Annotated in this window: 14 protein-coding genes and 1 riboswitch; of the genes, 8 read left to right on the top strand and 6 right to left on the bottom strand. The window is 71.9% G+C overall.

What is annotated here, in order from left to right:
* Positions 1–26: 26 nt before the first annotated feature.
* Positions 27–1,106 carry a C40 family peptidase gene (locus ABT147_RS05725; RefSeq protein ID WP_351402890.1) on the bottom strand — a complete coding sequence of 360 codons (1,080 nt, stop codon included), beginning with the start codon at positions 1,104–1,106 and terminating at the stop codon, positions 27–29.
* Positions 1,107–1,611: 505 nt separating this feature from the next.
* Here ABT147_RS05725 and ABT147_RS05720 point away from each other — a divergent pair.
* Positions 1,612–1,965, top strand: coding sequence for a hypothetical protein (locus ABT147_RS05720; RefSeq protein WP_351402889.1), 354 nt, complete (start codon positions 1,612–1,614; stop codon positions 1,963–1,965).
* A gap of 32 nt (positions 1,966–1,997) precedes the next feature.
* Here ABT147_RS05720 and ABT147_RS05715 read toward each other — a convergent pair whose 3' ends face one another.
* Complete coding sequence (locus ABT147_RS05715; RefSeq protein ID WP_351402888.1) at positions 1,998–3,209, bottom strand: C40 family peptidase; 1,212 nt, start codon at positions 3,207–3,209, stop codon at positions 1,998–2,000.
* Between the two features lie 9 nt (positions 3,210–3,218).
* Positions 3,219–3,392: riboswitch (cyclic di-AMP (ydaO/yuaA leader) on the bottom strand.
* A gap of 242 nt (positions 3,393–3,634) precedes the next feature.
* On the opposite strand from ABT147_RS05715, the gene pcrA reads away from it, so the two are divergent.
* Positions 3,635–6,154 (top strand): DNA helicase PcrA, encoded by a 2,520-nt coding sequence (gene pcrA / locus ABT147_RS05710; RefSeq protein ID WP_351402887.1) that lies wholly within the window; start codon positions 3,635–3,637, stop codon positions 6,152–6,154.
* 134 nt (positions 6,155–6,288) lie between these two features.
* Here pcrA and ABT147_RS05705 read toward each other — a convergent pair whose 3' ends face one another.
* The gene (locus ABT147_RS05705) at positions 6,289–7,866 is read right to left on the bottom strand and encodes a M23 family metallopeptidase (RefSeq protein WP_351402886.1); all 1,578 of its coding nucleotides are present in this window, start codon (positions 7,864–7,866) and stop codon (positions 6,289–6,291) included.
* 399 nt (positions 7,867–8,265) lie between these two features.
* Positions 8,266–9,126 carry a lipase family alpha/beta hydrolase gene (locus tag ABT147_RS05700; RefSeq protein WP_351402884.1) on the bottom strand — a complete coding sequence of 287 codons (861 nt, stop codon included), beginning with the start codon at positions 9,124–9,126 and terminating at the stop codon, positions 8,266–8,268.
* A 686-nt stretch (positions 9,127–9,812) separates the two neighbouring features.
* Between ABT147_RS05700 and icmB the strand changes: the two genes are divergently transcribed.
* A complete protein-coding gene (gene icmB, locus ABT147_RS05695; protein WP_351402883.1) occupies positions 9,813–10,229 on the top strand; it encodes a coenzyme B12-dependent isobutyryl CoA mutase small subunit in 417 nt (138 codons plus the stop codon).
* A 223-nt stretch (positions 10,230–10,452) separates the two neighbouring features.
* Here the strand turns inward: icmB and ABT147_RS05690 are convergent, their stop codons facing one another.
* The gene (locus ABT147_RS05690; protein WP_351402882.1) at positions 10,453–12,075 is read right to left on the bottom strand and encodes a DUF5691 domain-containing protein; all 1,623 of its coding nucleotides are present in this window, start codon (positions 12,073–12,075) and stop codon (positions 10,453–10,455) included.
* A gap of 166 nt (positions 12,076–12,241) precedes the next feature.
* Positions 12,242–13,618 (bottom strand): SWIM zinc finger family protein, encoded by a 1,377-nt coding sequence (locus ABT147_RS05685; protein WP_351402881.1) that lies wholly within the window; start codon positions 13,616–13,618, stop codon positions 12,242–12,244.
* 133 nt (positions 13,619–13,751) lie between these two features.
* Here ABT147_RS05685 and ABT147_RS05680 point away from each other — a divergent pair, with 133 nt between their 5' ends.
* The 5 genes from ABT147_RS05680 (at position 13,752) to sucC (ending at position 22,144) form a co-directional block, all read left to right on the top strand.
* On the top strand, positions 13,752–14,918 hold the full coding sequence (locus tag ABT147_RS05680; protein ID WP_351402880.1) for an ATP-binding protein: 1,167 nt from the start codon (positions 13,752–13,754) through the stop codon (positions 14,916–14,918).
* Positions 14,919–15,196: 278 nt separating this feature from the next.
* Complete coding sequence (locus ABT147_RS05675; protein ID WP_502983037.1) at positions 15,197–17,617, top strand: DUF5682 family protein; 2,421 nt, start codon at positions 15,197–15,199, stop codon at positions 17,615–17,617.
* Between the two features lie 154 nt (positions 17,618–17,771).
* The gene (locus tag ABT147_RS05670; protein ID WP_351402879.1) at positions 17,772–18,956 is read left to right on the top strand and encodes a VWA domain-containing protein; all 1,185 of its coding nucleotides are present in this window, start codon (positions 17,772–17,774) and stop codon (positions 18,954–18,956) included.
* Between the two features lie 246 nt (positions 18,957–19,202).
* Positions 19,203–20,246 (top strand): hypothetical protein, encoded by a 1,044-nt coding sequence (locus tag ABT147_RS05665; RefSeq protein WP_351402878.1) that lies wholly within the window; start codon positions 19,203–19,205, stop codon positions 20,244–20,246.
* A gap of 719 nt (positions 20,247–20,965) precedes the next feature.
* Positions 20,966–22,144: an ADP-forming succinate--CoA ligase subunit beta gene (gene sucC / locus ABT147_RS05660; RefSeq protein ID WP_351402877.1), complete on the top strand. Its 1,179-nt coding sequence runs from the start codon at positions 20,966–20,968 to the stop codon at positions 22,142–22,144.
* The last annotated feature ends 20 nt before the right edge of the window (positions 22,145–22,164 follow it).

Raw genomic sequence — 22,164 nt, 5'->3', positions numbered from 1 at the left:
CGTTCGGCTCAGGCCGCCCGCAAGACTCAGGCCACCCGCGTGGCCCCCGCGTACGGCATCTCGTCGAGCGGCGCCACGCGTACCGGGGCCGAGGGGTTCGGGGCGTGGATCATCTGGCCGTTGCCGACATAGATGCCCACATGGCTGATGCCGGAGTAGAAGAAGACGAGGTCGCCGGGGCGGAGTTCGGAGCGGGCGACGCGGCGGCCTGCGTTGATCTGGGAGTAGGTGGTGCGGGGGAGGGAGATTCCGGCGGCGCGGTAGGCCGCGAGGGTGAGGCCGGAGCAGTCGAAGGCGTTGGGGCCGGTGGCGCCCCAGACATAGGGGCTGCCGAGCTTGGTGTAGGCGTAGGAGACGGCCGCGGCGGCGCGGGAGTCGGGGGCGTCGGCGGTGGCGGAGGCGGGGGAGACCGGGCCGGTGAGGTCGCGCCGGGACGTGTCGGAGGAGCGTGAGGCGTGTCCCGCGGTGCCGCCCCGGGAGTCGTAGCGTGCCCGTTCCTCGGTGGTGAGCCGGCCGAGCAGCTGTCGCGCGTCGGTCAGCTTCGAGGTGACGGTCTTCTTGTGTCGCTTCAGCTCGGTCTGCCGGGTCTTGAGCGTGCCCAGTTCGACGCGGGCGGCCCCGCGGAGCCGTTCGATCTCCAACAGCTGCTTCCGTACGCTCGCGACGTCCGCCGACTGGCGGCTGCCGACGCGCTCGGCGAGGGCGGCGCCGTCCAGGTACTGGTCCGGGTCGGCGGAGAGGGCGAGCTGCCAGGAGGGGTCCATGCCCCCGTCCCGGTACTGCGCCGCCGCCAGTGAACCGAGTTCGTCCCGGGCCGAGTTGAGGCGCTCGGTGCGGCGGGCGGCCTGGTCGCGCAGCTCTTCGAGGTTCTCCTGCGCCTTGTCGGCCTTCTCCTTCGCCCCGTTGTACTTCTCGGTGGCGACCTCAGCCTCTTGGTACAGCTTGTCCACTTTCGCCTTGACCTGGTCAGGCGTGAGCTGTGGATCGGCGTGTCCGGTGCCGTCGAAACCGGTCGCGGTCGCCGCGCCCGCGAGGGCGAACGTCGCGGCCGTGCGGACCGTATGGCCGCCGAGCGAGCGCTGTCTGGGCTTGCGGTGCGCTGCCACGTGGAGTCCACGTCCTCTCCGTACGACCGCCGTCCGAAGTACGAACATCGTCTGTCCGTACGGACCGCCTGGGGGAAGCGGTGACGCGTCCGGCGGCGGCCCGCACAGGGGGAGCGGGACGCCGCCGGACTTTCTCGGCGGTGGTGTCCGACTGCCGCCCCTGGTCCGGGCGGCGGTGGGGAGCCGGGCACCTGAGGGAGGACGCTAAACCTGGCTGTGAGGGCACGGTAACGCGTTGTACGGAAGTGGCGTGCACCGACCGCGAGGTGACCGTATGTGACCGTGATCCCGTCCTGGCGCCGTCGACTTCACGCTGCGCGATGACCGATGCGGCGATTTCGGACCGGGCGGGGGTGTGGCGGTGCTATGCGGCGCATATATGCAAGATCGTCAGGGTGTCGGGGACGCCCGGGACGCCCGGAACGCCCGGAGCGTGCCGCCCTCGGCGCCTCCGGGTACCCGCCCGGTGGCCGGTGGATCACAGGCCTCTCATTAGGCTCCGCGCATGGACGTACTCATCCACATCCTCGTCGGCCTCCACATCATCGGCATCGCCTCCCTCCTGGGCGGCTTCCTCACCCAGATGAAGGCCATGGGCCAGGGCACCGCCCGATTCGTCCCCGCCATGCTGCACGGCGCCCTCACGATGCTCGTCACCGGCGTGCTTCTCGTCGGCCTCAACCAGGCCGACGACCAGCCCGTCAACAACATCAAGATCGGCGTCAAACTCGCCCTGCTGATCGTGATCCTGGGGCTGGTCTACGTGAAACGGGACGAAGAGACGGTGGAGAAGCCGCTGTTCGGCCTGGTGGGCGCGCTGACCATCGCGAACGTCTTCATCGCGGTGCTCTGGACCTGAGGGCTCGCGCGTCTGTGCGAAGAACGCTGCCGCTACGCCGGCCGCACCACGCTGTGGATCGACGACTCCCCGTCGTAGAAGACCGACTCCTCGCGGACGTACGTTCCCGGCTTCGGGGCGTGGATCATCATGCCGTTGCCGATGTAGAGGCCGACGTGGCCGATGTTGTCGTAGAAGAAGATGAGATCGCCGGGCCTGGCGTTGGCGAGGGGGACGGTCGTGCCGGTCTTGACCTGGTCGTAGGTGGTGCGGGGCAGGTCGACGCCGGCGGCCTTCCAGGCGGCCTGGGTGAGGCCGGAGCAGTCGTAGGAGCCGGGGCCGGTGGCGCCCCAGACGTACGGCTTGCCGATCTGCGCGCGGGCGAAGGCGAGGGCCTTGGCGGCCTTCGAGGCGTAGGTGGCGTCCTCGGCCGGGGCGGCGGTCTCGGTGGTGCCGGTGGACGTCTCCGCGCCGGTGGAGGGCTCCTCCTGGGTCCCCTGGGCCCCTTGGGTGCTCGGGGCGCCCTGGGTCTCCTGCGCCTCCTGGGCCGTCGTCCGCGCCGCCGTCTGCTGCCGCGCGAGTTCCTCGGCCTTGCGGTCGGCCTCCTCCCGCTCGCGCTGTTCGATCGCGGCGAGCCGGGCCTGCTCCTCGGCGGTGAGGGTGGAGAGCAGTTCGCGGGCCTGGGCGAGCTTCGCCTGGACCTTGGCCTTGCTGGTCTTGAGGGCGTTCTGTGACTCGGTGAGCTGTTCGAGGCTGTCGCTCGCCTCCTGGCGCTGCTTCGTCGCCTCGGCCTGATCGGTGACGTACGCGTCGACGGCGTCCTTCTGGCGCTCCGTCAACCGGTCCATCAACTGGTTCTGGTCGAAGTAGTCCTGCGGGTTGTCCGCCAGGAGCAGCGAGGCCTGATCGGGGGCGGCCGCGCCGGTGCGGTACTGGGCCGCGGCGAACGAACCCAGCTCCTCCCGCGCCTCGTTGAGCTTCTCCGTGCGCTTGGCGACGGAGTCGAGGAGGGTGTCGACCTGCTTCTTCTGCTTGGTCGTCCTCTCCTTGGCCGCGTTGTAGTTCTCGGTCGCCGAACCGGCCTGGCGGTAGAGGGCGTCGACCTTCTTCTCGACTTCCTCCAGGCTCGGCTTGTCGTCGGCCGAGGGTGCGGCCGCGGCCGTTTGGGAGAGCAGGGCCACGGAGGTGAGGGCGGCCGTGGCGAGAGCGGGGGTGCGTATGCCCACGCGTGTTCCGGCAGGACGCGGCTTGCGGTGCGGCGCCATGGTTCGGCGTCTCCTTCCGTTGTCCGCCTACCGAGTTAGCTGTCGGGTTCGGGCGCAAGCTTCGGAAGGTTTGCCCTACGACCCTTGCCGCGTGCGGCGGTCGGGTCGATTCACCCCAGAGGATCGGTGGGTCCCCGGCTCCGGCTGCCACGGGAGGCGTGCCGGACTCGGCGGAGGGTCGTGCGGCCCGGCGACGTTCGCCGGTTGGGTCGTACGGCCCAGAAGAAAAAGCTAGCCAACTCGTGTGGCCCGTGTGAAGGTTGATGTTCGATATGCCCGATACGTTTTCGTGACCTTAGCCTCTTCGGCACGACAGGCGGTACGCTCGATCGCTCACCGTCGCAACGCGGTCGCGGTGTGTGGCGGATGCGGACTTCCCGGGGCGGCCTCTCGCTGTCAGTGGGGGCGCCTAGACTCGGAGAGCGATGAGCAGCCTCTTTGACGACAGCTTCCTGGCGGACCTCCAGGCCCCCCGCGGCCACGCGGAGGAGCCCCCGCCGCCGCCCGAGGACGATCACGTACCGGAGCCGCTTCCGGACGATCTGTTCGGCGGGAAGTTCGACGCGCCCCCGGACCGCGACGCGTACTACCGCGACGGCGCCCCCCGCCCGGCCCTGGACGCGGCGGCCCTCCTCGACGGGCTCAACGAGAACCAGCGCGCGGCCGTGGTCCACGCCGGCTCGCCCCTGCTCATCGTGGCCGGCGCCGGCTCCGGCAAGACCCGGGTGCTCACCCATCGCATCGCACACCTGCTCGGCGAGCGGCATGTCCACCCGGGCCAGATCCTCGCGATCACCTTCACCAACAAGGCCGCCGGCGAGATGAAGGAGCGCGTCGAGCAGCTCGTCGGCCCGCGCGCCCACGCGATGTGGGTCATGACCTTCCACAGCTCGTGCGTCCGGATCCTGCGGCGCGAGTCGAAGAGGCTCGGCTTCACATCCTCCTTCTCGATCTACGACGCCGCCGACAGCAAGCGCCTGATGGCGCTCGTCTGCCGTGATCTGGACCTCGATCCGAAGCGCTTCCCGCCCAAGTCCTTCAGCGCCAAGATCTCGAACCTGAAGAACGAGCTGATCGACGAGGAGGACTTCGCCGCCCAGGCCTCCGACGGCTTCGAGAAGACGCTCGCCCAGGCCTACGCGATGTACCAGTCCCGCCTCCGCGAGGCGAACGCGCTCGACTTCGACGACCTGATCATGACGACGGTCAATCTGCTGCGCGCCTTCCCGGACGTCGCCGAGCACTACCGCCGCCGCTTCCGCCATGTCCTCGTCGACGAGTACCAGGACACCAACCACGCACAGTACGCCCTGGTCAGAGAGCTGGTCGGCACCTCCGAGCACCCCGTGGACGTACCGCCCAACGAGGGGGACGTACCGCCCGCCGAGCTGTGCGTCGTGGGTGACGCCGACCAGTCGATCTACGCCTTCCGCGGCGCGACCATCCGCAACATCCTCCAGTTCGAGGAGGACTACCCGGACGCGACGACGATCCTGCTGGAGCAGAACTACCGCTCCACCCAGACCATCCTGAGCGCCGCCAACGCGGTCATCGAGCGCAACGAGTCCCGCCGCCCCAAGAACCTGTGGACCAACGCGGGCGCGGGCGCGCAGATCACCGGCTATGTCGCCGACACCGAGCACGACGAGGCCCAGTTCGTCGCCGACGAGATAGACCGACTGACGGACGCGGGCGACGCGAAGGCGGGAGACGTCGCCGTCTTCTACCGTACGAACGCCCAGTCCCGTGTCTTCGAAGAGGTGTTCATCCGCGTCGGCCTGCCCTACAAGGTCGTCGGCGGTGTCCGCTTCTACGAGCGCAAGGAGGTCCGGGACGTCCTCGCGTATCTGCGTGTCCTCGCCAACCCGGAGGACTCCGTCCCGCTGCGCCGCATCCTCAACGTCCCCAAGCGCGGCATCGGCGACCGCGCCGAGGCGATGATCGACGCCCTCTCGCAGCGCGAGAAGATCAGCTTCTCGCAGGCCCTGAAGCGCGTCGACGAGGCGTACGGCATGGCGGCCCGGTCGACGAACGCCGTCAAGCGGTTCAACACGCTGCTGGAGGACCTGCGGACCGTCGTCGAGTCCGGTGCCGGACCGGCGACCATCCTGGAGGCCGTCCTCGAACGCACCGGCTATCTCGCCGAGTTGCAGGCCTCCACCGACCCGCAGGACGAGACCCGCATCGAGAACCTCCAGGAACTCGCCGCCGTCGCCCTGGAGTTCGAGCAGGAGTCCGGGGCCGCGGCAGGCGAAGGGGAGGGCGAGGGCGAGGCTGCCGCGACACCCGTCGGCCTCTCCGCCTTCCTGGAGCGGGTCGCGCTGGTCGCCGACTCCGACCAGATCCCGGACGACGAGGAGGACGGCTCGGGCGTCATCACGCTCATGACCCTCCACACCGCCAAGGGCCTGGAGTTCCCGGTCGTCTTCCTCACCGGTATGGAGGACGGCGTCTTCCCGCACATGCGCGCCCTCGGCCAGACCAAGGAACTGGAGGAGGAGCGCCGCCTCGCGTACGTCGGCATCACCCGCGCGCGGGAACGGCTCTACCTCACCCGGTCCGCGCTCCGCAGCGCCTGGGGCCAGCCCTCGTACAACCCGCCGTCCCGGTTCCTGGAGGAGATCCCGGCCACCCATCTGGAGTGGAAGCGCACGGGTGCCTCCGCGCCGGTGTCCTCGGGCCCGGCCGGCGGGATCGCGTCCTCGTTGTCCTCGTCCCGTTCCCGCTCCTCGGCCTCCGGCGCGTCCGGCTTCGCGACCCGCCGGAGCAACGAGAAGCCGGTGGTCTCGCTCGCCGTGGGCGACCGCGTCACCCATGACCAGTTCGGCCTCGGCACGGTCGTCGGCGTCGGCGGCTCGGGTGCCAACGCGGAGGCGACGATCGACTTCGGCGACACCAAGCCGAAGCGGCTGCTGCTGCGGTACGCGCCGGTGGAGAAGCTGTAGCGAGCCGGCTCCCGTCTCGTCACCGACATGACTCGGGCCCCTGCTCGGCAGGGGCCCGGTCCTCGTCCTTGTTCTTGTCCTGTCCGGATGCGCCCGTATGCGCGCGTCCGTGACGGAGGCCGCTACGGCGTCCGTTACGTCGGGTCCAGCCCGTGGCTGCGCAGCCACGGCAGCGGGTCGATGGCGGAGCCGCCCGCCGGGTGGACCTCGAAGTGCAGGTGCGGGCCGGTGGAGTTGCCCGAGTTGCCGGAGTAGGCGATGGTGTCGCCGGCCTTGACGGTCGTACCGGAGGCGACCTTGTACGTGGAGAGGTGGCAGTACCAGGTCTCGGTGCCGTCCTTGGCGGTCACGATGACCATGTTGCCGTAGGCGCTGTTCCACTGGGTGCGCACGGTGCCGTCGGTCGCGGCCATCACCGGGGTGCCGTACGAGACCGGGAAGTCGATACCGGTGTGCAGGCTCATCCAGTTGACGCCGGACTGGCCGTAGTAGGCGCTGAGTCCGTGCCTGGCGACCGGCAGGGCGAACTTGGGCCGCAGTCGCTCCTTGCGTGCCGCCTCGGCCGCCGCCTTCTTCTGCTGCAGCTCCTGCTGGGCCTTGAGGTCGATACGCTCCTGCGTCCGGCTCGCGCGGTCGGCGAAGTCGTCGGCCTCGGCGGAGAGACTCTCCAGCTGGGTGTCGAGCTGGTTGTTGGCGGTGGACGGCTTCACGGCGGTGGCGTCCGACTTGACGGTCGCCGTCGTCTCCGTGTCGTCCGACGTGGCACCGACCGAGGCCGCCGCGATGCCGGCGACTCCCATGACACAGGCCGACGGAACGGCCACGGTCAGCAGGGCGGAACGTTTGGCCGGAGCCTTCCGGCGCGATCGCGAGGCCGCGCGGGTGGCCGCCCGGCCGGGGCTCGTGCTGTGGGTGGCCGCCGGGGCGGCCTCCTCCTCGCCGTCGAGGAGCGCGGCGCGGTCCGCGCCGTCGGTCTCGAACTCGCCGTCCGCGGGGAGGTGTTCGTCCTGGTCGTACGGGGCGATGTGCTCGAAGGTGGCCGTCGCCTGCTGGTGGAAGTCCGCGGCCTCGGCCGACAGGTCCACCACCACGGTCTGCGGGTGCTCGTGCGCGTCGTACGACTCGGGGGCGGAGCCACTGTGTTCGTCGGCGACGGGAGTGCCGTCGCTGTTCCACTGCGTGGCGTCGAACGCGCCCGTGTCGAAGTGCTGGGTGCCGACCCACTGCTGGGTCTGGTCGGCCTGCCCCGACTGGCCGGACTCGTCGGACTGTTCGGCCGACAGCCAGCCGCTCGCGTCCCACTGTCCGCTGGCATCGGGGCCCGAGGACTGCGTCGGGACCTGGGAGAGGTGCTCGTAACCGGCCGACCAGGACGTCGAGTCGTAGGCGCCCGTGTCGTACGCGGCCTGGTGCTGCGCGGCGTACGGGTCGTAGTTCAGCGTCTGGTGGCTGCCCGTCGACCACTGCGAGGCGTCGTACGAACCGGTGCCGGGGTCATTGCCGGGCAGGTCGCCGAAGAGGGGGTCGACCGCGAAGGTGCCGGTCGCCTGGGCACCGGTGCCGGGGTCGAAACCAGTGGCGGGATAGTCGCCGTACGTGGTGAAGTCGCCGTAGCCGGCTTCCTGGTGGCCGTACGACGCGTAGTGCGCCGGGTCGGCTTCGGAAGCCGGAGCCGGGGGTGTTGCGGTCCCCGACGGGTGACGATCGTTCACCAACTTCTCTTTCGCCTCGACGACAGGGGCTGGCAGAGCAGTGCGGTGACTGTACCCGGCGGTATGCGGGCGCGACAATCTTCAACGGGTTTCACGCGCGCAGGAAACGGGCATTCGAGCGTCTTTCGGCGGTCTGTGGGCATGACTTTGGCCTTGCGTTCGAAGGCTGTTCGATAGTCGACCGCTGTGTGAGGGCTGTGGGACGCCCGCGCCGACGGGGGTGAGGCGTTTTTCCGGGTGGTGGTGCGTCGGAGGTGGGGCGCGTTGTCGCCGTCGGGAGAGTGTCGCGGGTCGGGCGCGTGGCGGGGGCGCGTGGGTGTGCGCCGCGTTTACCGCCTTACGTCCCTGTTTCGCCGCCCTGTGTCGAGCGTCACTCTGCCTCTTGGCGGCGACCGCGGCTCATGCCACGGTCAGGCCGCCGGGGCGGGCGGCGGGGCGGGCCGCTGTCCGTGAGGTGTCGAGTGCCTCCCGTATTCCGGTGGCGACGGCGGGGTGCACGGGCAGGGCGAGATGGCCGATGCCGGTGACCCGGATGTTCTGCGCCATCAGGTCGGGGTGGTCGACACAGGCGGTTTCCAGCGGGGCCATCACATGGTCGAGGTCGCTCCAGAACGCCACGAAGTGCGTACGACAGCCCGGCGCCGGTTCCCGCAACTCCTCCAACACCGCCGAACCCGGCCGCATCTGGCGGACGATCGGGTGCGCGTCCGCCAGCGGCACGGCCCGGGTGCCGCCGTGCGGGGTGCCGAGCGTGACGAGCGTACGGACGCGGAGGTCACCGCCGAGCCGCTGCACGTAGTACCGCGCTATCAGTCCGCCGAGGCTGTGCCCGACGACATCCACCCGCTCCTGGCCCGTGCGCTCGCAGATGTCCTCGATGTGCCGGCCGAGCAGTTCGGCGGCGGCGCGGATGTCGCAGGTGAGGGGCGAGTAGTTGAGCGACTCGATGTGCCGGCCGCCGGCTTGCGCGAGGGAGCGGCGCAGCAGGACGAAGACCGAGCGGTTGTCGATGAAGCCGTGCAGCAGGACGACCGGGGGCTTCTCCTCGGTCGGGAGCCGGGGCGCGTCGGGCGGAGGGAGTGTGGGCGTGGCCCGGCGCTCCTGGGTCATCCCGGACGGATAGAGCAGCAGATGTCCGGCGAGGATCGCCAACTCCAGGGCGGTCGCTTTGAGAAGGGCCATGGAAAGGCCTGCGAGTTGGGTGGGCAGCAGCCGCTCGCAGAGCGGAACAAGGGGCGCGACCGCCTTGGTGACCTTCATGCCCGACCTCCCGTCGGCAGACGGGTGGACGCCTCTGTCCCCCGTGTGCCCTAGTGGAGAGCCGTGGGTGCGGGCGGCGGACGGCGGGGGCGATGCGACGTGACGCGGTGCGTGTGGCCTGCGAGGCCTGCGTGACGTGCGGTGCGTGTGCGACGCGTGAGGCGCCGATCACGCGACGGGGGTTCGGCCCTTCCGACTCCCCGCTGTCTTGCCCTGCCTTCTGCCCTCCGCCGGTGTCGATCCGGCCCGTCGCCGTGGTCTTCCGCGGGCGGTGGGTCGGTGCGGCATCCTTCCGGCGACTCTCCTTGCGCACGCTCCCCGTGGCGCGCACGCCACGGGAGCCTCTGGCCGGCGGCCCGGAAACGGTCCGGATGCCGCGATCACCTCCGTGATCACCTCGGTCCCCGTGACGCGTGAGCCGCGGAAACCGGGAGCGGTGCGCGGCGAACGTGTCCCACCGTGTGATTTCCCCCTCGCTGCACACCGTGAAACTGCCGGGTTACGGGATGTCGGCGATAACGTTCGTTCACTTTCCGGGGCGCGGTGTGGGTAGGTGTCCTATGTACCTGAAGCCGCGATGAGTGCGATGTGCGTGACATGCGTGATGTGGATGGAATGGATGGCATGCGTGACATGTGCGGCTGTGTTCTGTTACGGGTTGGTGTAGTCGTTTCATGGAGGCAGTGATGGGTGTGGCAGCCGGTCCGATCCGCGTGGTGGTGGCCAAGCCGGGACTCGACGGCCACGATCGGGGGGCCAAGGTGATCGCGCGGGCGCTGCGCGACGCCGGTATGGAGGTCATCTACACCGGCCTCCACCAGACTCCCGAGCAGATCGTCGACACCGCGATCCAGGAGGACGCCGACGCGATCGGTCTCTCCATCCTCTCGGGCGCCCACAACACGCTCTTCGCCGCGGTGATCGCACTCCTCAAGGAGCGCGATGCCGCGGACATCCTCGTCTTCGGCGGCGGCATCATTCCGGAGGCGGACATCGCGCCGCTGAAGGATCAGGGTGTCGCCGAGATCTTTACGCCGGGGGCGACGACGGCGTCGATCGTGGAGTGGGTACGGGTGAATGTCCGGCAGCCGGCGGGGATGTAGGCGGACGGGTTCCTTGGGCGGTTGTTCGACTGCGGGTGAGTGGGGCTTCTCGCGCAGTTCCCCGCGCCCCTTAAGGGCCTACGGCCCTCTCGGGCCGAAAAGCGAAGCGGGGCGCAGCCCCTGCTTCGCTTTTCAGGGGCGCGGGGAACTGCGCGAGCAACCACGACCCACCCGCACCCGCCAAACGCACAGGCACCCCCGAGCCATTAGGCACCCCGAGCCATTAGGCGCCCGGCGGCCCCAGTTCGGCCCGCATCGTCGCCCGCAACCGCAACGTCGTCGCAAGCCGCTGAAACGCCTCGGCCCAGTACCCACCCGCCCCCGGCGCCGAATCCTCCGCGTCCTCCGGCGTAGCCGTGAGCGGTTGGAGCCGCACCGCCTCGGCGGGATCCAGACACCGTTCGGCCAGCCCCATCACCCCACTGAAACTCCAGGGATAACTCCCCGCGTCCCGCGCGATATCGAGCGCGTCCACCACCGCCCGCCCCAACGGCGGAGCCCACGGCACCGCACACACCCCGAGCAGCTGAAACGCCTCCGACAGGCCGTGCGTGGCGATGAACCCCGCCACCCACTCGGCCCGCTCACCACCCCCCAGCGTCGCCAGCAGCTTCGCCCGCTCGGCCAGCGACACGGCCCCCGGCCCGCCGGCCTCCGGTGTGGAGGGCGCCCCCAGCAACGCCCGCGACCACTCAGGATCCCGCTGCCGCACCGCCGCCCGGCACCACGCCCCGTGCAGCTCGTCCCGCCAGTCGTCCGCGACCGGCAACGCCACGATCTCCTCCGGCGTACGCCCCCCGAACCGCCGCGACCACGCCCCGAGCGGTGCCGCCTCCACCAACTGGCCCAGCCACCAGGACCGTTCGCCCCGCCCGGCCGGGGCCTTGGGCAGCACGCCGTCACGCTCCATAGCCGGGTCGCACTCGTGCGGGGCCTCGACCACGAGGGTGGGCACCCCGCTCGTACTCGTGTGGTCGACGGCCACACACGTGGTCGCCCGCCGCGCCATCCGCCCCGCGAGCGCCGAGTCGGGGAGTGCGGACAGCAACTCCGCCGCCGTGGCCCGCACATTCCGGCTGCGGTCGGCCAACGCGGCCTCCAGGAACGGTTCGTCCGCCGCCTCCAGCCCCGTGCGGAGCGTGTCGAGGAACATGAGCCGGTCCTCCGCCCGCTCCGTCGGCCATGTGGCCGACAGCAGCGCGCGTGCCGAGGCAGCGTCCCGGGCCCGTATCGCCGTGAGCAGGGCGACGCGCTCCGCGAACAGGCCCTCTTGCCACAGCCGTCGGACCCGCTCGGGCTCGTCCGGGCCGGGAAGTGCCGTGCCACCGCCGGGCGCGGCACGCAGCGCGAAACGCCAGTCCGTGTTCAGCCGGGCCAGCCACAGTGCCCGCGCGCCCGCGAAGGCCAGGACGGCGGGACGCAGATCCGTACGGCCGCGCGCCGCGTCCAGCAGTGCGGGCAGGACGTCCGGGGGCGGCGCGTAGCCGTGGGAGTTGGCCAACGCCAGCCACTGGGGAAGCAGTTCCATCAGGTCGGGTGCCGCGCCCCGGCGGCCGCCACCGGTGCCGGGCCGGTCGGTCAGCAACATCGCCAGTCTCCGGGCCGCGGCGGGCGGCAGCGGCGGCCGGAGTTCCGGCGCCACCGGCTCCGGCCGCGCCGCCGCCCGCACCGGCCGTATCCCCGCCCTGCGCCGGACGGTCTCCACGGCCGCCGCGTCCAGCAACGCAACCGGCGCCTCCCGGCCCGACACCGGCCCGGCCGGCGTACGCCGGTCCGTCCCGAGCAGCGCGGTCGTGACCAACTCCTCCCAGGAGAGCCCAGCCGAAGCGTCCGAGGTGCTGGTCATGAGGTTCCTTCCGTATGCCATGAACCACTGCTTCCGCCGCTCAGCTCACTGCTTCCGCCAGTCAGTTCACCGCCTTCGCCAATCAGCTCACTGCCTCCGCCAGTCAGTTCACCGCCTCCGCCGGTCAGTTCACTGCCTTCGCTTCCGCCACCGACTCCGCGTCCCCTCAGCACAGCGCCACCGCCTGCCCGGCCGTGCACTGCGCACCCTCCGGCCCCTCCGCCCACGCCGTCAGCGGGGTGAAGCCCCGGTGGCCGCACTCGCCGAAGACCGTGACGGGTGTCCCGCCGGAGAGGGCTATGAGGCGCCACAGGCCGGGGCGAAAACGGGTGGAGGGGGCGAGGGGGAGGGCCAGATCGCTGTCCGCGTCGGCCAGTTGCCACGAATCGCCGTCCGGGGTGGGGATGACGCGGGAGAGGGTGACCGGGAAGGAGTCCAGCCACGGGTCGTCCCGGAGGGCCGCGCCGTAACGGGCCGCCGCCTCGGACGGAGTGATCCCCGGCGGTCGTACGGCGGTGGGCTCGGGCGCGGTGAAGCGCTCGCCCAAGGCCGCTCGCAGCTGTCCCGCGCCCGGATAGGCCGACACCTCGGCCTCGAAGGCCAGCCCGACCGGCAGCGACAGCTCGGGCGCGCGGCCGGCGGCCCCGTAGGAGAGGAGCAGGGCCGTACGGCCCGACTCGGTGCCGTGCAGCCAGATGCGGCGGGTGGTGAGGCGGGAGTCGGATGTGTCGTACTGGGCCAGGGCGAGCCAGCGGTCGCGGACCGGTGGGCCGTCCGGAGAGCCGGACAGTCCGATCCGGGAACGGACCGTGGCCGCGAGGCCGTCCGGGAGGTGATCGCGGCGCAGCCAGCCCTGGTCGAGGAGATGGAGAAGAGCGCACTCCTCAAGAAGGCGGACCGGCCAGCCGGGGCCCGAGCCCGGTATCGCACCCAACTCCCGCACCCGCGCCGCGAGTCCGGGGGCCTGGGCGTCGACCATGCGGGCCGCCGTCTCCTCCCAGGCCCCGTACCCCGCCTGTTCCGCGGCGGCCAGGCCGCCGCGGAACAGGTCGGTCAGGCGCTGTTCGAGCTCCGCCGCGCCCGCGGTGATCCGGTCGGCGCGCCGCTCCGCGCGTCGGCGCGCCGCCTCGGGGTCAGCGGACGTGGCCCCAGATGCCGCGTCCGTCCTCGTCGTCCTCTCCGCTGCGCGTGTGCGGCGGCCGGACAGCCACTGCTCCGCCCAGTCGGGCACCTGCGTCGACGGCACCGCGGCGGCGTCGCCCGCCCAGAGCAGGAGCAGCCCCAGCGCATGCTTGCACGGGAACTTCCTGCTCGGACAACTGCACTTGTAGGCGGGCCCGGAGGAATCCGCCACGTCGACGATCGTCTGATACGGCTTGCTGCCACTTCCTTTGCACAGTCCCCACACCGTCCCCTCGTCCGAACTGCCAGCACTCGACCACGGCCCGGCCGCGGCGAGTTTGCTTCCGGCTTTGCGCGACGCTGCGTCAGGTGCCAATGCCAGCACCTGCTCAGCCGTCCAGCGCACCCCCTGCTGAGTCATGTTCTGAAGGTAGATCCCACCACTGACAATTGGCTTGCGCGATCCAATTTCCCCAGGTCAGACTGGATTGTCAGTGGCGTGGTGCAGGGTGGTCACCAGATCCGAACCGGCCGAGCTGGAGGGGGACTCAGCCATGCCTGCGTCTGCTGGAACGACCACTGTCGACCCGAGCCACAACCAGTCCGCGCCCGCGAACACGCCTACGGGCAGTGACGTGCGCGGGGACGTGTTGCGGGCACACGCCGAGCACGCCTTCGCCGATGAACTGGCCGCGCTGGCCGCCCAGGACGACCGGCCCCGGCCGGCCCGCTGGAAGCTCTCGCCGTGGGCCGTCGCCACGTATCTGCTCGGCGGGACCCTCCCGGACGGCACGGTGATCACACCGAAGTACGTCGGGCCGCGCCGCATCGTCGAGGTCGCCGTCACCACCCTCGCCACCGACCGCGCCCTGCTCCTGCTCGGCGTGCCCGGCACCGCCAAGACCTGGGTCTCCGAGCACCTGGCGGCGGCCGTCAGCGGCGACTCCACGCTGCTCGTGCAGGGCACGGCGGGCACCCCGGAGGAGGCGATCCGCTACGGGTGGAACTACGCGCAGTTGCTGGCCCACGGCCCGAGCCGCGACGCCCTCGTGCCCAGCCCTGTCATGCGGGCCATGGCGGAGGGCATGACGGCCCGCGTCGAGGAGCTGACCCGCATCCCGGCCGACGTCCAGGACACCCTGATCACGATCCTGTCCGAGAAGACCCTGCCGATACCGGAGTTGGGCCAGGAGACACAGGCCGTCCGGGGCTTCAACCTCATCGCCACGGCCAACGACCGCGACCGCGGGGTGAACGACCTGTCGAGCGCCCTGCGCCGCCGTTTCAACACCGTGGTGCTGCCGCTGCCGGAGAGCGCCGACGCCGAGGTCGACATCGTCTCGCGCCGCGTCGACCAGATCGGCCGCTCCCTCGACCTGCCGGCCGTGCCCGACGGCGTCGACGAGATCCGCCGCGTCGTCACCGTCTTCCGCGAGCTGCGCGACGGCATCACGACGGACGGCCGTACGAAGCTGAAGTCGCCCAGCGGCACCCTGTCCACCGCCGAGGCGATCTCCGTCGTCACGGGCGGGCTCGCCCTCGCCGCCCACTTCGGCGACGGCGTCCTGCGCCCCTCCGACGTGGCCGCCGGCATCCTCGGCGCCGTCGTCCGCGACCCGGCCGCCGACCGCGTGATCTGGCAGGAGTACCTGGAGGCGGTCGTCCGCGAACGCGACGGCTGGACCGACTTCTACCGCGCCTGCCGCGAGGTGAGCGCGTGAGGGGGCGGGGGGATGGCGTGACCGGGACGGGCGGGAGCGCCCCGACCGACGTGAGGGGGCAGGACACCAGGACGGGGGAGGGGAACGGGGTGGAGGCGCATGCCGAGGGGGTGACACGAGCCGGGGGAGAGGGCCTCGGCGAGGCGGAGGTGCTGGGCGGGCCGGGGGCTCACACCGGAGGTGGGGCGGATCGTGCGGCGAGGTCGGGGGCCGACGCGCTGAGGTCCCGGGCCGTCGGCGAGCCGCACAGCGGTGCGGGGGCGGTCGGCGGAGCGGGAGTGGCCGGTGGGGTGTGGGCGGTCGAGGGCGGGCCGTTGCTGCTCGGGGTCCGGCATCACGGGCCGGGGTCCGCGCGGGCGGTGCGGGCCGCGTTGGAGGCGGCCCGGCCCCGGGTCGTGCTGATCGAGGGGCCCCCGGAGGCCGACGCGCTCATCCCGCTCGCCGCCGACGAGGACATGCGGCCCCCGGTCGCCCTCCTCGCCCACGCGGTCGACGAGCCCGGCCGCTCCTCCTTCTGGCCCTTCGCCGAGTTCTCCCCGGAGTGGGTGGCCATCCGCTGGGCCCTGGCCCACGGCGTCCCGGCCCGCTTCATCGACCTGCCGGCCGCGCACACGCTGGCCTGGGGGAGGGGCGAGGAAGCGGTCCCGGCCGAGGAGGCGGAGGAACCCGAGGCGGAGGAACCCGAGGCGGCGGCGGAAGAGGCCGTCCGGGGCGACCCGCTCGCCGCGCTCGCCGAAGCCGCCGGTTACGACGACGCCGAGCGGTGGTGGGAGGACGTGGTCGAGCACCGGGGGACGGGCAAGGACGTCTTCGCCCCGTTCGCCGTGCTGGAGGAGGCCATGGGGGCGCTGCGGGAGGTGTACGGCACCGGGGGGCGCGACCGGGACCCGGTGCGTGAGGCGTACATGCGGTTGCGGATGCGGGACGCGCAGAAGGAGTTCGGGGACGAGGGCGTGGCCGTGGTGTGCGGGGCCTGGCATGTGCCCGCGCTGCGGGAGAGGCGGACCGTGGCCGCCGACCGGGCGCTGCTGAAGGGGCTGCCCAAGGTCAAGGCCGACATGACCTGGGTGCCGTGGACCAACCGGAGGCTCGCTCGGGCCGGCGGCTACGGCGCGGGGATCGACTCCCCGGGCTGGTACGGACATCTGTTCGGCGCCCCCGACCGTCCCGTGGAGCGGTGGCTGACCAAGGTGGCGGGGCTGCTGCGTGAGGAGGACCGGATCGTCTCCTCCGCCCATGTCATCGAGGCGGTACGGCTGGCCGAGACCCTCGCCGCGATGCGCGGGCGCCCCCTGCCGGGCCTGACCGAGACCACCGACGCGGTACGGGCGGTGATGTGCGACGGCTCGGACGTCCCGCTGTCGCTGGTGCGGGACCGGCTGGTGGTGGGCGACGTCCTGGGAGAGGTGCCCGAGTCGGCGCCGGCGGTGCCCCTGCAGCGGGACCTCACACGGCTCCAGCGGCGGCTGCGGCTCAAACCGGAGGCGCTGGAGCGCGAGGTGGAGCTCGACCTGCGCAAGGACAACGACGCGGAGCGCAGCCGTCTGCTGCACCGGCTGCGGCTGCTCGACATCGCGTGGGGCGAGCCGACGGTCTCGCGCGGCAGCACGGGCACGTTCCGCGAGACCTGGCGGCTGCGCTGGGAGCCGGAGCTGTCGGTGCGGGTCGCCGAGGCCGGGGTCTGGGGGACCACCGTGCTCTCCGCGACGACCGCCAAGGCCGAGGCGGACGCCGTCTCGGCCCGGTCGCTCGCCGACATCACCGGCCTCGCCGAGCGCTGCCTCCTCGCCGAACTTCCCGACGCCCTGCCCGTGGTGATGCGCGTCCTGGCCGACCGCGCCGCCCTCGACGCCGACGTCGGCCACCTCGCCCAGGCGCTCCCGGCCCTGGTCCGCTCCCTGCGCTACGGCGACGTCCGCGCCACCGACACCCGGGCCCTGGCCGAGGTCGCCGCCGGCCTCGCCGAGCGCGTCTTCGTCGGGCTCCCGCCCGCGTGCGCCGCGCTCGACACGGAGGCGGCACAGGAGATGCGTGGCCATGTGGACGCCGTGCACGGGGCGGTGGGCCTGCTCGGCGACGCCGTCCCGGGCGAGCACTCGGCACGGGACGGCGGAGGCGGGACCGGGAGCGGTGGCGGGACCGGGATACGGGTCCGTTGGCACTCGGTGCTCCACGTCCTCTCCGGGCGGGACACGGTGCCAGGAGTCATCCGGGGGCGCGCCGTCCGACTCCTGCTGGACGACGGGGAGTTGGCGCAGGACGAGGCGGCACGGCTCATGGGGCTCGTACTGTCGCCGGGTACGGCACCGGCGGACGCGGCGGCCTGGATCGAGGGGTTCGTCGGCGGCGGCTCCGGCGGCGGAATGCTGCTCGTGCACGACGAACGGCTCCTCGGCCTCGTGGACGCCTGGCTCACCGGGGTGCCGGGGGACGCGTTCACGGACGTACTGCCGCTGCTGCGGCGGACGTTCTCCGCGTACGAGCCGGGGGTGCGCCGGACCCTCGGCGAGCTGGTGCGGCGCGGGCCGGGGCAGCGGGCGGGCGCGCCGGCCGGCGGGTCCGGCATACCGGGCTTCGCCGACGAGCTCGACGCCGACCGCGCGGACGCCGTACTGCCGGTGGTGCGGCTGCTGCTGGGGCTGGACGGCGACGACCCGACGAATGCCGACGACAACGACTGTGTGGGGGTGGCGGGATGAAGACGACCGACGGACTGGGCGAGCCGAGGCGAGCCGCCCAAGCGATGGACGCCGGGCATGGGCACGGCCACGGACACGGGTCGCGGTCGGGCGACCGCCCGACGACCGTGACGGTGATGCCCCTCTGGGCCCGGCCTCGTGCGGGGGTGCGCGGATGACGACGGGGGTGGAGACGGACGCGGGCGTGGGCGGGGACGCCACCGACGAGCGGCTGCGGCGCTGGCGGCTCGTGCTCGGCGGGGACGCGGCGGACGGCACCGGCTGCGCGCTCGGCGGGCGGGACGCGGCGATGGACCAGGCGCTGGGCGCGCTGTACGGCAAGGGGGACAAGTCGGGGGCGGGGCGGGACCGTTCGGCGGGCCTCGGGGCGTCGGCGCCGTCCGTGGCGCGCTGGCTCGGGGACATCCGGACGTACTTCCCCTCCTCCGTCGTCCAGGTCATGCAGCGGGACGCCATCGACCGGCTCGGACTCTCCGCGCTGCTCCTCGAACCGGAGATGCTGGAGGCGGTGGAGGCCGACGTCCACCTCGTCGGCACCCTCCTCTCCCTCAACAAGGCCATGCCGGAGACGACCAAGGAGACCGCGCGGGCCGTCGTACGCAAGGTCGTCGAGGACCTGGAGAAGCGGCTCGCGACCCGCACCCGGGCCACCCTCACCGGCGCCCTCGACCGCAGCGCCCGCGTCAACCGGCCGCGCCACCACGACATCGACTGGAACCGCACGATCGCGGCCAACCTCAAGAACTACCTGCCGGAGTACCGCACGATCGTGCCCGAGCGGCTCATCGGGTACGGGCGGGCCTCACGGTCGGTGAAGAAGGAGGTCGTCCTCTGCATCGACCAGTCGGGGTCGATGGCGGCGTCCGTCGTCTACGCCTCCGTGTTCGGGGCGGTGCTGGCGTCCATGCGGTCCATCAGCACCCGGCTCGTCGTCTTCGACACGGCCGTCGTCGACCTCACCGACCAGCTCGACGACCCGGTCGACGTCCTCTTCGGCACCCAGCTCGGCGGCGGCACCGACATCAACAGGGCGCTCGCGTACTGCCAGTCGCAGATCACCCGGCCCACGGACACCGTGGTCGTGCTGATCAGCGACCTCTACGAGGGCGGAATACGCGACGAGATGCTGAAGCGGGTGGCGGCGATGAAGGCGTCGGGGGTGCAGTTCGTGACGCTGCTCGCGCTCTCCGACGAAGGGGCGCCGGCGTACGACCGCGAGCACGCGGCGGCCCTCGCGGCGCTCGGCGCACCGGCGTTCGCCTGCACGCCCGACCTCTTCCCGGAGGTGATGGCGGCGGCGATCGAGAAGCGGCCGTTGCCGATACCGGACAGTGCGTGACCCGTGACCCGTGACCGGGGCCGGGGCCGGGGCCGGGCGTGGCCCCGGTTCTCTCGGCAGTCGGTAACCGGACAAGGGAGGTTGAAAAGAGGACATGACAGCGCGTCGGTGACAGGGGGCTTGCGCGACGGCCGGAGTCCCGTGCGAGGATCTGCAACGCTTCACACCCTTCACACGGGTGTTCGCATCTCACGCAACCTCGCCCCGTACTCCGCTGTTCCGCCGCACGGGAGGGTCCTCCCCACCTTGACTTCAGCAGCCGCGCTTCCGGGTGCCGGTGCCGTCCTGCGCGTGGTGCGCGGGGCCGCCGGGCGCCGTCCGGTGCGCATCGCGCTGTTGGTGGGCGGGCTGTTCGTGCTGGGGGTTCTCTGCGGGCAACGGGCGAGTGCGGCGGACCGAGTACCGGCTTCACCGCCCCTCCCTGTCGCGGTCACCGCCGCCGTCACCGAAGTCACCGGAGCGGTCGGCGACGTGGTGCCGTCGGCCGGCAAGCATGCCGTCGAGCCGGTCACACGGCGCGTGGTCGAGCGGCCGGTGACGGAACACGTCGTACGGCCGGTTGCCGAGCATGTCGTGCGGCCGGTCGTCGAGGACCTCGTGGAGCCGGTGGCCGATCCCGTGTCGGAACACGTGGTGGCGCCGGTCGTCGAGGATGTCGTGCGGCCGGTCACCGACCCGGTGTTGGCGCCGGTCGTCGAGGGTGTCGTCGTGCCGGTGGGTGACCTCGTGGAGTCGGTCTCCGAGGGGCTGGCCGGGATGCCGTCGCAGCTTCCGCCGGTGAGTGGGTTGCCGTCGCTGCCGGGGCTTCCGGAGGTGCCGGAACTGCCCGGGTGGACCACGTTGCCCGTGGAGACCGGGCCCGTGGAGGTCCCGCCCGTCAACGTGACGCCGCAGGCGCCGGGGCGGGCCGGGGCCGAGAGTCCGGGCTCGGATGTCGACGGTGACAGCGGGAGCGACGGCGAGCGGGCCGCCGGTCGGACGGCCGTCGCGTACGGGCCGAATGCCATGGCCGGCGGTGCGGTGGTGGCCGTCACGGCTCCTCACCGGGATGCCGCTGCCGGACACACACCCGCCGTGCGGACGCCCGCGCGGCAGAACCCCGACGGTCTTCCGACGGGCACCCTCCGCCGGCACTCCGCCGTCGACAACGGCGGGCCCCGGCACGCCGAGCCGTACGCCGTCACCTCTCCCGACCCGGCGCCGCTGAGCCTCGTGCCCGGCGCCCCCGCGGCCGACGCCGCGGACGGGACCCGGGACCGGCACCGGGACATCCCCGAGTCCCCCGGCTAGGACCGTTCCCCTTCCCCCGCCGGAGCTGTCGCGCGGCGGAGGAACCCTTCTGCTCGCTGTCCGGGTGCGGCCCCTCGCGTGGAGGCCCGGACGCCGGCCCCTCGGAACCGGAACCGCGGCCCATCGGAACGACGGTGCGGCAGCGCTTCCCGGACCACCGAGACGGAACCGGCGTCAGGGACTGACGCACCCGTGAGCGACAAGGACATCCGCCGCTTCCCGTGAGGGCCCGGCGACGCCTGGCCGTGCCTCGTGCCCCGTGCCTCATGCGTCCGCCGGCCCCGTAGGGGCGGGGCGGTCACAGACAACCGACCCACCGGCTGAATCCCGGGCGGCCGAAAGCCGTCGGCCCCGTCCGGGTGGAGGCCGGGGGTGGTGGCGGGTGGTCTCCCCTGGGAAGGAGATCGCCCGCCGGGGGCCCTTCGGAACAGGTGAAGGGCCCCGTAGGGACCTCACCGGACGTGCCCCCGTCCGGTGAGGTCCCGCACACGCGGCACGCGGTGCCAGTGAGCGCGGCATCATGTGACAGGTATCACCGCTCAGGTGTGACCCGCGATTTAGGGGCCTCCGGGAAGCAGCGATAACCTGCGAGACGGACATGCCGCGCGCTCGGACACCGTGTGCGCCTCCCTTGTGACTCTCGGCGGACGTCACGTTGCCCTTCGCGGCACGCCCACGCATCCAACGAACCGCGAGATCACTGATAGGGACGGAAGCGCGTGGACCTGTTCGAGTACCAGGCGAGGGACCTCTTCGCCAAGCACGATGTACCGGTGCTGGCCGGTGAAGTCATCGACACGCCTGAGGCGGCCCGCGCAGCCACTGAGCGTCTCGGTGGCAAGTCCGTCGTCAAGGCCCAGGTGAAGGTCGGCGGCCGCGGCAAGGCCGGCGGCGTGAAGCTGGCGGCGACCGCCGACGAGGCGGTGGAGCACGCGACCAACATCCTCGGCATGGACATCAAGGGCCACACGGTCCACAAGGTGATGATCGCCGAGACGGCCCCGGAGATCGTGGAGGAGTACTACGTCTCCTACCTCCTGGACCGCACCAACCGCACCTTCCTCTCCATCGCGTCCGTCGAGGGCGGCATGGAGATCGAGGAGGTGGCCGCCACCCGTCCGGAGGCCGTCGCCAAGACGCCGATCGACGCCAACGAGGGTGTGACCCCCGAGAAGGCCCGCGAGATCGTCGAGGCCGCGAAGTTCCCGGCCGAGGTCGCGGACAAGGTCGTCAACGTCCTCGTGACGCTGTGGAAGACCTTCATCGAGGAGGACGCTCTCCTCGTCGAGGTCAACCCGCTGGCGAAGGTCGCCTCCGGCGAGGTCATCGCCCTCGACGGCAAGGTCTCCCTGGACGAGAACGCGGACTTCCGCCACCCCGACCACGAGGAGCTCGTCGACCACGCGGCCGCGAACCCCCTTGAGGCCGCGGCCAAGGAGAAGAACCTCAACTACGTCAAGCTCGACGGTGAGGTCGGCATCATCGGCAACGGCGCGGGTCTCGTCATGAGCACCCTCGACGTCGTCGCGTACGCCGGTGAGAACCACGGTGGCGTCAAGCCCGCCAACTTCCTCGACATCGGCGGTGGCGCCTCCGCCGCCGTCATGGCGAACGGCCTGGAGATCATCCTCGGCGACCCGGACGTCAAGTCCGTGTTCGTCAACGTCTTCGGTGGCATCACCGCCTGTGACGAGGTCGCCAACGGCATCGTGCAGGCGCTGCAGCTGCTCGCGGACAAGGGCGAGGAAGTCACCAAGCCCCTCGTCGTCCGTCTCGACGGCAACAACGCCGAGCTGGGTCGCAAGATCCTCTCCGACGCCAACCACCCGCTGGTCCAGCGTGTGGACACCATGGACGGCGCGGCCGACAAGGCCGCCGAGCTCGCGGCTGCGAAGTAAGGGACGAGGGACAGAACAGC

It is taken from the genome of Streptomyces sp. NPDC001868 (assembly GCF_040297125.1).
Classification (GTDB): domain Bacteria; phylum Actinomycetota; class Actinomycetes; order Streptomycetales; family Streptomycetaceae; genus Streptomyces.
Note: the sequence above shows the minus strand (reverse complement) of the source record. Positions and strands in the feature narration are given on the sequence as shown.